The sequence below is a fragment of the Duganella sp. 1224 genome, from assembly GCF_013408245.1.
Lineage (GTDB): Bacteria > Pseudomonadota > Gammaproteobacteria > Burkholderiales > Burkholderiaceae_D > Rugamonas.
The window spans coordinates 1-9,440 of sequence record NZ_JACBYS010000016.1; the positions used below are offsets into that span (position 1 = coordinate 1).

8 protein-coding genes are annotated in these 9,440 nt (G+C 66.6%); 2 read left to right on the plus strand and 6 right to left on the minus strand.

Annotated features, from left to right (window positions below; genetic code table 11):
* Positions 1 to 90: 90 nt before the first annotated feature.
* A complete protein-coding gene (locus FHW58_RS27225) occupies positions 91 to 1,293 on the minus strand; it encodes a YbfB/YjiJ family MFS transporter (protein ID WP_179676330.1) in 1,203 nt (400 codons plus the stop codon).
* A gap of 81 nt (positions 1,294 to 1,374) precedes the next feature.
* Here FHW58_RS27225 and FHW58_RS27230 point away from each other — a divergent pair, with 81 nt between their 5' ends.
* On the plus strand, positions 1,375 to 1,983 hold the full coding sequence (locus tag FHW58_RS27230) for a TetR/AcrR family transcriptional regulator (protein ID WP_179676331.1): 609 nt from the start codon (positions 1,375 to 1,377) through the stop codon (positions 1,981 to 1,983).
* Here the strand turns inward: FHW58_RS27230 and FHW58_RS27235 are convergent.
* Positions 1,970 to 2,245 (minus strand): SDR family oxidoreductase, encoded by a 276-nt coding sequence (locus FHW58_RS27235; protein WP_179676332.1) that lies wholly within the window; start codon positions 2,243 to 2,245, stop codon positions 1,970 to 1,972. The two genes, FHW58_RS27230 and FHW58_RS27235, sit on opposite strands and share 14 nt — an antisense overlap.
* Before the next feature lie 189 nt (positions 2,246 to 2,434).
* Between FHW58_RS27235 and FHW58_RS27240 the strand changes: the two genes are divergently transcribed.
* The gene (locus FHW58_RS27240) at positions 2,435 to 3,322 is read left to right on the plus strand and encodes an AraC family transcriptional regulator (protein WP_179676337.1); all 888 of its coding nucleotides are present in this window, start codon (positions 2,435 to 2,437) and stop codon (positions 3,320 to 3,322) included.
* Here the strand turns inward: FHW58_RS27240 and FHW58_RS27245 are convergent.
* Genes FHW58_RS27245 through FHW58_RS27260 form a run of 4 tightly spaced genes read right to left on the minus strand, consistent with a single transcriptional unit; the run spans position 3,319 to position 9,185 of the window.
* The gene (locus tag FHW58_RS27245; protein WP_179676333.1) at positions 3,319 to 3,810 is read right to left on the minus strand and encodes a hypothetical protein; all 492 of its coding nucleotides are present in this window, start codon (positions 3,808 to 3,810) and stop codon (positions 3,319 to 3,321) included. The genes FHW58_RS27240 and FHW58_RS27245 overlap by 4 nt on opposite strands.
* Before the next feature lie 14 nt (positions 3,811 to 3,824).
* On the minus strand, positions 3,825 to 5,669 hold the full coding sequence (locus FHW58_RS27865; protein ID WP_179676334.1) for a M23 family metallopeptidase: 1,845 nt from the start codon (positions 5,667 to 5,669) through the stop codon (positions 3,825 to 3,827).
* A 15-nt stretch (positions 5,670 to 5,684) separates the two neighbouring features.
* Positions 5,685 to 6,194, minus strand: a complete 510-nt coding sequence (locus tag FHW58_RS27255; protein WP_179676335.1) for a hypothetical protein — start codon at positions 6,192 to 6,194, stop codon at positions 5,685 to 5,687.
* Between the two features lie 33 nt (positions 6,195 to 6,227).
* The gene (locus FHW58_RS27260) at positions 6,228 to 9,185 is read right to left on the minus strand and encodes a type VI secretion system tip protein TssI/VgrG (protein ID WP_308937287.1); all 2,958 of its coding nucleotides are present in this window, start codon (positions 9,183 to 9,185) and stop codon (positions 6,228 to 6,230) included.
* Positions 9,186 to 9,440: the final 255 nt, after the last annotated feature.

Sequence of the window (9,440 nt, forward strand, 5' to 3'; positions counted from 1 at the left end):
GAGATTATGAAGTGTTTCGTACATCTCGTCAAGCCCTCGCTTTTCTTCGTTTCGCTTTGCAGCGTCTGCGTCGTTTCGCGAGGGACAGAATCATAGCAAGGCGGCGGCCGGTTTGGCAAGCGCTTTTTTCACGCCATCCGCCAACAGCGCGATTACCAGCGCGCCGGCGCCTATCCCCATCAGCAGGCGGTGGTTGCCGCCGCTGTGTGCGAACACGTAGGAGTAGGTATAGCCGGCCAGCGCCTGAAACAAGGCAAACACGGTGGTGGCCTTGCTCCACGCCATATTCTGCGCGTGGGCGTCCCCTTCCAGGATGCGCTGCACGCGGCCCAATGTGATCGGCACGATGCCCGGCGGGAACGAGCCGATTACCAGCGTCGCCGCCAGCAGCGCCATGTGATTGGTGGACAGCATCATCAGCGCGACCGCGCCGACCTGCAGCCAGATGGCCAGATGGCTGGTCAGCGCCGGGCCCACCCGGTCGGACAACGCGCCATACGCCATCGGCCCGATGATCGCGCCCACGCCATACACAATCCAGAACAGCGCCGCCGTGTGCGTCCCCCAGCCGAGGCCGCGCGCCACGTAATCGACCAGGAACACCATCATCGGCACCAGCCCCACCGCCATCAGCGCATACTGCAGATACAGCAGATGCAGATCAAAGCGCACCGCCGCCTGCGCCGCCGCGCCCGGCTCGCCGACCGGCACATGGGTATGCACCGCGTGCGGCCAGCAGGCCCAGCTCGCCAAGCTCAGCGCCAGCGACAGCACGCCTAGTCCCAGCCATGTTTCGCGCATGCCCATATCCAGCAGCAGCGGCACCAGCGTGCCCGACGCCGCGATGCCCAGGCCGATGCCGAGGAAGATGGCGCCGCTGGCCATGCCCTTGCGATGGGCCGGCACGTGCGGCAGCACGGTCATCGCCGCCAGCACCATGATGATGCCGCCGGAAACGCCCGACATCAGCCGCCAGCCGAAGAACCACCTCACCGACAGCGGAAACGCGCAGGCGAAAAACGCGGCCGACGCCAGCAGCATCATGGCGCGCAGCGTGACGCGCGCGCCAAAGCGGCGCGCCAGCGGCCGGCCCAGCAAGGCGCCGACCAGATAACCGACCAGGTTGGCGGCGCCGAGATAGATCACGTCCTTGGCGGCAAACCAGTGCGCCTCGATCATCGGCGGAATCAGCGGCGTATAGGCAAAGCGCGCCAGGCCGATGCCCACCAGGCTGGCACACAGCCCGGCAAATATGGCGCGCGCGGTGGCGCCCCGGTCTTCTACGGTATTCATGAAAATCCTCACGAGCGGAATCAATGTTTGACAGCATAGTCAAACTTGACGCCGATGTCAAACATGGCGATAATTGCGTCCATGGCAGGCATAAAACAATTCAACGAAGACCAAGCGCTGGACAAGGCGATGCACGTGTTCTGGCGCCAGGGCTATGGCGCCACCTCGATGCCGGACCTGGCGAAAGCCACCGGCGTCCAGCGCGGCTCGCTGTATCACGCCTATGGCGACAAGCAGAACATCTTCCTGCTGGCATTCGCGCGCTACCAGCGCCACTACCTGGAGATGGTGCGCCAGCACATGCGGCTGGACGACCCGGAAGCGGCGCTGCGCGCCTACTTTGCGTATGTGATCAGCTCGATGTCCGAGCCGGTGCCGCCGCTGGACGACACGCCATCCTCGCGCACGCGCGGCTGCCTGACCACCAAGATCGCCACCGACGAAACCGCCATGGACGAGCCGGTGCGCAACGCCCTGCGCGGCATGCTGGAGGGCTTGGCGGACGTGCTGGAAGAGCGGCTATCGCAGCCGGACGCGCGCGCGCGGCTGGCGCTGTCGCCAAAGGATGCCGCGCGTCTGCTGGTGACCTTCACGCGCGGCAATGTGGTGATGGAGCGTATCTACCATGGCCCGGAGCAGTTGCAGGCCACGGCGGACAGCATGATTCAGATCCTGTTCAAGCCGCGTTGATCACCACGTCCACGCGCTTGTGCACATCCTCGGCGAACGCCAGGAATTCGCGCATCTCGTCCGGCTGGTTGACGTCCAGCGCAAACCATTCGGCCGAGCCGCCGGCCTGGCGGATTTCCGTCACCAGCGCATGCAGCTTGGCCGAGCGGCGCGCGCCCAGCACCACGTGGTGGCCCTCGCCGGCCAGTTGACGGGCTGTGGCGGGACCGCATCCCCGGCTGGCGCCGGCAATCAAAATAACCTTGCGATGAGTTTCCGTCATGATGCATCCTCCCCTGGCCATTAACACAGGCATGCATCTTACGGACGAATGGTCATGCTGCGAATGCACATGACTATGCAGTTCTTGCCTAATCCTATCGATCACGCTGGCAACGGTAGCGGTGGACACGGGAATCATGGATCATTCCTATTCCTTACCGCATTCAACAGGAGTTGCCCCGTGGACCGCATGATCGCCCTGCACAACCAGTTGGCGCGCACCGATGGCTATACCGAAACCCTGGTGGACGACGTCCGCCTGACGCGCTCGACGCAAAGCTCGACCAAGTCGCCGGTGATGTATGACCCGTGCATCGCCATCGCCCTGCAGGGCCGCAAGCGCACCTACTTCGGCAACGAGGTGATGCAGTTCGACGCCGACCACTACCTGGTGGTGGCGGTGCCGATGCCGTTTACCGCCACCACCGAGGCCTCGGAGGAAAATCCGTTTCTCGGCATCTCGATCCGCGTCGACCGCACCACGCTGGCCGACCTGATGTTCGCCATCGACCAGAGCGACACCGAGGTGCCGGCCATGCCCAAGGGCATGATGGTAACGCGCATGGACGAGCGCCTGCGCGACACCGTGCTGCGCCTGATGGAAGCGCTGAACTCGCCGCTGGAGGCCAAGGTGCTGGGGCCGGGGCTGGTGCGCGAGATCTGCTACCGCGCGCTGATCGGCGAACAGGGCGCGGCGATGCGCGCGGCGCTGACCAGCCAGGGGCAGTTCGGCCGCATCGCCAAGGCGCTGCGCCGCATCCACGCCGATTACGCGGCCGACATCGATGTCGGCATGCTGGCGGCGGAGGCCAATATGAGCGTGCCGGCCTTCCACGTGCATTTCAAGTCGGTCACGCATTGCTCGCCGATCCAGTACCTGAAGTCGGCGCGCCTGCTGCAGGCGCGGCTGCTGATGGCGCGCAACGACATGACCGCGCAGGCGGCGTCGGCGCAGGTGGGCTATGAAAGCCCGTCGCAGTTCAGCCGGGAATTCAAACGCTACTTCGGCCGCAGCCCGAGCGAGGAAGCGCACGCGGTGCGCCGCCTGCTGAGCGTGCAGCCGGCCGCGCGGCTTTAAGGGCCCTGCTCCTCGCCCAGCGTCAGGTAGACCTTGTCGTCGGCGGCCGAGCCTTCCAGCTCAACCTGACGGGCCGGTCCGCCCTTGCTGGCCGGCGCCAGCCGCCAGCTCAGCGCGCAGGCGCCGCTCGACTTGCTGGGCTTGCCGAAGTTGTTGATCAGCGCCTGCTTGAACGCGTCGCAATGGGCGGCGCCGGCAAACGTGGCCTGGACCAGCGTCACCTTGCCATCCTCGGGGCTGACGCTGAACACGTCGGCGCCCACCGCCGCCACGCACTCGACGTTGCCGCGCTTGTACTGGGTGCGCTGGTCCAGCGTGCTGGGCTTGCAGGACGGCGCCAGTTGCCGCATCAACTGGGCGCCGGTGACGCCGTACACCTTGGGCGAGGCGATCACCTTGATCACCTGCTGCAGCGGCGTCGATTCCTGGGCCTGGACACAAGCGCTCACGGCCAGGCACAGCAGCCAGCCCGCATAATATTTTTTCATCGTCTACTCGTTGTCTACTCCAGCACGCATTTATCCAGCGTGCCGGTCGGGTCTATCAAATCGCTGCGGCGCTGGAACGGGCCGCGCGCCTTGTCGGTCAGCGACTTCTTCAGCGGCGACAGGTCGCTGCTGTACATTTCCAGATGCAGCATGGTGTCCTTGTGGCGGCTGCCATTCGGCTTGATCAGCTGGCCGACCTTGCCGATCACGTCGCCCCGCTTGACCTCCTTGCCCTTCATCGCCAGCTGCTCTCTGGCGCTGCGCGGCGCCACCTCGCCATACCGCACGATGAAGCCGCCATGGTCGACCTCCACCGCGTCGGTATGCCAGTAGAACGAATAACACTGGACAATAACGCCGTCCGCCATGGCGCGCACCTCGGTGCCGACCGGCGCGTACAGGTCGCAGCCGGCATGGCGCCGCGCGCCGCGGCTGGAATTGAAGCGCAACGCGCCCTTATGGTAGTCGTCCGCCGGCCGTTTTGCCAGCGGGAACAGCAGCCCCTCGCGCAGCGCCGGTCCCCTGGCCGGCGGCGGCGTCGGCACCTGCTTCTTGATCTTTTCCTCGACCGTCTTGTGCGGCACCTTCTCGGTCTGCTTGCGCTGCGCCACCTCGGCCGCCGTGGCGCCGCCGCGGATGGCCACCACGCCGGTATCGCCACCGTGCTGCTGCGCCTGGTTCCCGGTGGGCAGCGCGATGTGGCTGCGCTTGTGCTCGACGATGGCCGGCGCCGCCGCCGGATTCATGTTCAGCTTGCGCCCCAGGTGCAGGCCGATCAGGTCCATCGGCGGCCGCCGCCACAGATACTCGCCATCGAACAGGCGCAGCTCCTGGCCCTCGCGCAGCTGGTTGGGATTGGCGATGTGGTTGATGCGTTGCAGCTCGGCCACCGTGGTGCCGTGGTCCTTGGCGATGCGCGACAAGGTTTCGTTCTTCTCGACCACGTGGACTTCCTCCACGCTGTTGCCGGCGATGTGCAGCAGGTCCTGGTACTGCGGATTGAGGATCACGAACAGGATCTCGGACAAACCGGGCGTGCTGACCGCCTGCGTCATGCCATTGCCGTCCGTCTTACCCAGCACCACCGTGGGCGCCGCCTTGCTGCCCTGCACCGCGCCCGGCGCCTTGCCGCCCTGCTTGGCCGGAATCACCGCCGCGTAGGGCTGGCCGGCGTACGGCTTGTCATCCTTGGTCAGCAGCTTGAACTTGAGGTCGGTCTTGGCCGCCAGCAGCTTTTCCAGCGGATCGAGGTAGGGCAGGATCTTGTTCTGGATGATCTTCAGCACCGCCTTGGGCCGCTCGTCGTCCATGTTGTCGTCGGTGGCGCGGAAATACCAGCCCTCGTGGTGGAACAGATAGGCCTTGCTCTCGTAGCCCTTGCCGAAATACTTGATCGCGCGCTCCTTGGCGATCATGTACGACAGCACGATGCCATAGGCGCCGCGCTCGGCGTCGAACACATGGCCGTCCAGCTCCAGCACGAAACCGAGGCGCTTCTTCGACACCTCCGGCTTGGCCGCCTCCTCCACCGTGGCCTTGGTGTACTGGCCCAGCCCGGCGGCCGAGGTGGTGCCGGCGGCCGCATCCGGATTGAAGCCGGACTCGATCTTGCAGAACAACAGCAGGTGGGCGATGTCGCGGTACGGCAGCTTGTAGCGCGCGCCGATCTCCACCAGCATGTCGATGATGCGGTCCTGCACCTCGGGCGCGGCATCGCCATGGATGCGCGAGCGCCCGGCCAGCGCGCCGGCCGGCTTGTCGATCTTCGGATGCAGATGCAGATACGAGTATTTCTTGATCTGGTCTTCGCTGTAGGCCGCGCCCTTGGACGCGCGCAGGATCTCGTAGATGGTGGACACGCTCGCTCCCGGCCGTTAGCGCGGCATGATGGAGCGCACTTTTTTCAGGTGGCCCTCGCTGTTGACCAGCGCCTTCTCGTACTTGGCGCTGTTCTCATCCTCGATGGCCACGCCGCGCTCGTCGTAGATGGTGTAAGCCTCGGCGTAGGGCGCCGAGCCGCCGCCGATCGAGTAATACAGCACCGCCACGTCGCCCTGGTCGCCGCGCGCGCAGCCCCACTGGGTGACGAACAGGCGGCTGATCTTGCCGCCGGTGTCGACGATCGACTTGGCGCTGACCTTGTTCAGCTCGGGCAGCGTGGCGCGGCGCGTCTGGCCGTCGCGGCTGACGGTCAGCGTCTGCGCGCCGCACACATTGAGCGACTCCGGGTCCTTGCTGGCCTTGCACGGCGACTCGATCACATACTGGGTGCCGCCGCAGGTCATCTGTTCCCGCCATGGCGCCGGGTCGCCGGCGCTGCAACCCAGGTGCACCAGGGCGGTGGCGGCCAACAACCATTTGCCGCCGGTCTGCTTGATACTCATTTCCAATTTCTCCTCACATGAAGCGCGCCGCGCTCAATCCCAATGGCGATCCATTTCCTGGTGCCAGACGTTGACATTCTCCTGATCCCAGCTGTCCTTGTTCAGCAAGGTCAGCTCCACCGGCGCCGGCGCCGCCGTGCCGACCTTGATGGTCTTGCCGCGCGCGTCCGTCTCGCCGTACTGCAGCGTGCCGTCGGGCAGCTTCATCACATAGGGCTGCTGCGCCACGCGCTGGCTGTCGCGCAGCACCTGGTATTGCGCCGCGTACGCATGGCGCTGCGCCTGGTCCAGGCTCAGTTCGCCGTTCGGCAGGCGCGGCAGCGACACCGACGCGCCCTTCGGCCCGGTCAGCTCCTTGCTGCTGGCCTTGAAGCTCATCACGCCGGGGCCGTGCACCTCGATGTTGCCGCCCTCCAGCTTGATCCACGCGCCCTGCGCGGTCAGCAGCACGTGCTGCTTCGCGGCCACCGTCACCGCCGCGCTGACGCTGGCCACGGTCACGCTTTTATCGGCGGTCAGCGAGGCGGGACCGGCCTGGCTCTGGCTACTGACACGGCCGCTGGCCGCGTGCAGGCGGATGCCGGTTTCCTGGTTGGGCTTGTCGGCGGCGCTGGCCTTGCCGTAGGTGAACAGGCCGATGCCGCCGGCCACCGTTTGCAGGCTGCTGCCCTGCGCCGCCAGATTCACGTCCTGCCCGGCCGCCAGGCTGCTGGTGCCCTGCGCCGCCAGCACCGCGCTGGCTGGCGTGGTGGCGGCGATCCCCGCCGGGCTGGACAATTGCAGATGCGGCTCGCGGTAGGCCGGCGCGCTGCCCATGCCGCCGGTGTCGCCGGGCTGGTCGCTGCCGCTGGCGCTGCGGCCCAGCACTTCGGCGCTGTGCGCCATGGCGGTGATGGCCGGCAACTTGTCCGCTTCGCCCTCTTGCGGCAGACGGGCGTTCTGCTTCTGCGCCAGTTCGGCCCAGCGCTGTTGCAATTCCTGGCTGGCGGCCACCTGCTGGCCGGCACTGCCGGCGTCCAGCTGGGCGCCGCTGGCGCCGTTGCGCGCATCGCTGCTCAGCAGCATGCCCTGGCCGGCACGCATCGCCAGCCCGTGCGCCGTCTTCAATTCCGCGCCGAAGCCGACGCCCTGCAGGCGCTGATTGTCGGTCTGATGCTGCAAATGGCCGAGATTCAGTTCAGCGCTGCCGCTGTGCGGCGTGTCGTGATGCTGCAGCGCCACCCGCGCCGCGCCCGGCGTGTCATCGAACACCAGTTGGCGGTAGCTGCCCGTGCCCTGCGCGCTGGTCACCAGCGCCTGCGACTTCAGGCCCGACAACACGGCCGGGTGGGCATGGGCGCCGGCCACGCCGGCAAACCAGGCGCTGGCATTGCCGCTGGCGGCGCCGGCGCCCTGCGCCACCTGGTTGTGCTGGCCATCATCGGCGCCCTTGCCGTTGTAGAGGGCGCCGATCACCACCGGGCGGTCGATATCGCCCTCGATAAAGTCGATCAGCACCTCCTGGCCCACGCGCGGCACGGCGTTGCTGCCCCAGTTGGCGCCGGCCACCGGCGCCAGCGGCGTGGCCACGCGCACCCAGGTGCCAGCGCGGTCGTCGGCCGGCGCGCCGCTGTGGGTGTCGGCGTAGGGGTGGTTGAGACGGCTGTGGCTGTCGCTGCCGCGCTGCCAGTGGAATTGCACCTTGATGCGATGGTCGCGGTCGGTATGCACGACGGCGCCGGGCGGCCCCACCACAACCGCGCTTTGCTGGCCAAGAATCTGCGGCCGCGCCACGCTCGGCAGGCTGCGATACGGCGTGCTCAGGCGGCAAGCGTCGATGCGGTTGCGATAGATCGGGCGCTCGGCGATGTGCTGGCCGGCCGCGTGCAGGCTGGTGTCCAGCTCCTCGCCTAGCGCGGCGTTCAGCAGACCCTGTCCCAGCAGCTGCACCAGGCCGCTCTGCAACTGGGCGCTGAGATTGTTGTGCATCAGGTGCACCGCGCGGATCACCACGAACTGGCGCGCCTGCGCATCGTCGGCGGCGTCCAGCTGGCTTTGGCCGGTCAGCGTGAAGCTGGTGCCCGGCGCCAGCGTGCGGACAGTGCCGGCGCCGACGTGGATTTCGCGGCTGGCCTGCCACGCCTCGGCGCGCCGGTCGGCCAGGCGCTGGCCGTGCTCACGGCTGGTGTAGGCATAGGCGCCGGGGACGTCATCATCCACCAGGCCGCCGCCTTCGCCGGACGCGCTCACGCGCCGCATGCTCAGCGTGCGGTAATCCCAGCTGCGCAAGGCCACGCCGCTGGTTTGCATCCGCAGCTCGGTACGCCAGCGGTCCATGCTGTCTTCGCGCATCACGGCGCCAGGTTGGGTAAAGCGGATGGTGGCTTGCTGGTTGACGCTGAAGGCGCCGTTGTGGTCGGCGATCACCAGCGTATGGCTGCCCAGCGAGGGGCTGTCGGGATCACCGCTGTGCTCGAAGAAATAGAACAGGCCCTCGTCCTCCATCAGGCGGGTGATGAAGGCGAGGTCGCTTTCCTGATACTGGGTGGTCAGGCTGCGCAGCGGATAGGCGGCCCGGTCACGCACCTCGAAGCGCAGCGACGGCGCCAGCTTGCCTTGTCCCTGGTAGCTGGCACAGACGGCGTCGATGATATCGAGCACTGACATGTCCTGGAAAACCCGGCTGTCGCGGCCCATGCCCAGGAAGGCGGTCCACGGCTCCACGGTCAGCTGGTAGCGCGCGAAGCCGCCGTTGGCGCCGCTCAGTTGCGCGCTGGTGACGTAGCCGTGAAATGGCCGGCGCGCCTCCGCGGTCGTCAGCAACTCCAGCAATACCGGCTGGCCCAGCAGCGATTTGAGCGGAATGGCGGCATCGGTGGACAAGGCCTCGACGCGCAGCACGAAGCCGCGGCTGAGCCCCTCTTCCACCCGCGCCACCTCGGCCAGCAAGGTATCCGTGCCCAGCGGCGTGCTCAAGCGCAGCAGGCGGCTCGCTTGGGTAAAGCCCGCCAACAGCGCCTCAAGGCTGGAACGCAGAGTGGAAAGCGGGGCCAGGTCAAGCATGAAAGATTAGTGATTTACCATCGGAGCCGCTATCTTACACCTGAGCCAGACTTATTTAATAAGCATGCTCAATCGTGCGCGGGGTGCAGGGTAAACGCAAAAAAGCCCACTCAGGCTTTACCTGAACGGGCTTTTTCTAAATAACTAGCTTGACGATAACCTACTTTCACACTGGTTGCAGCACTATCATCGGCGTAGAGTCGT

Bases quoted from the DNA above. Each gene is read 5' to 3' on its own strand.
- FHW58_RS27245 (WP_179676333.1), bottom strand. From the start codon at position 3,810: ATGAAAAAATATTATGCGGGCTGGCTGCTGTGCCTGGCCGTGAGCGCT.
- FHW58_RS27230 (WP_179676331.1), top strand. From the start codon at position 1,375: ATGGCAGGCATAAAACAATTCAACGAAGACCAAGCGCTGGACAAGGCG.
- FHW58_RS27225 (WP_179676330.1), bottom strand. From the start codon at position 1,293: ATGAATACCGTAGAAGACCGGGGCGCCACCGCGCGCGCCATATTTGCC.
- FHW58_RS27240 (WP_179676337.1), top strand. From the start codon at position 2,435: ATGATCGCCCTGCACAACCAGTTGGCGCGCACCGATGGCTATACCGAA.
- FHW58_RS27255 (WP_179676335.1), bottom strand. From the start codon at position 6,194: ATGAGTATCAAGCAGACCGGCGGCAAATGGTTGTTGGCCGCCACCGCC.
- FHW58_RS27235 (WP_179676332.1), bottom strand. From the start codon at position 2,245: ATGACGGAAACTCATCGCAAGGTTATTTTGATTGCCGGCGCCAGCCGG.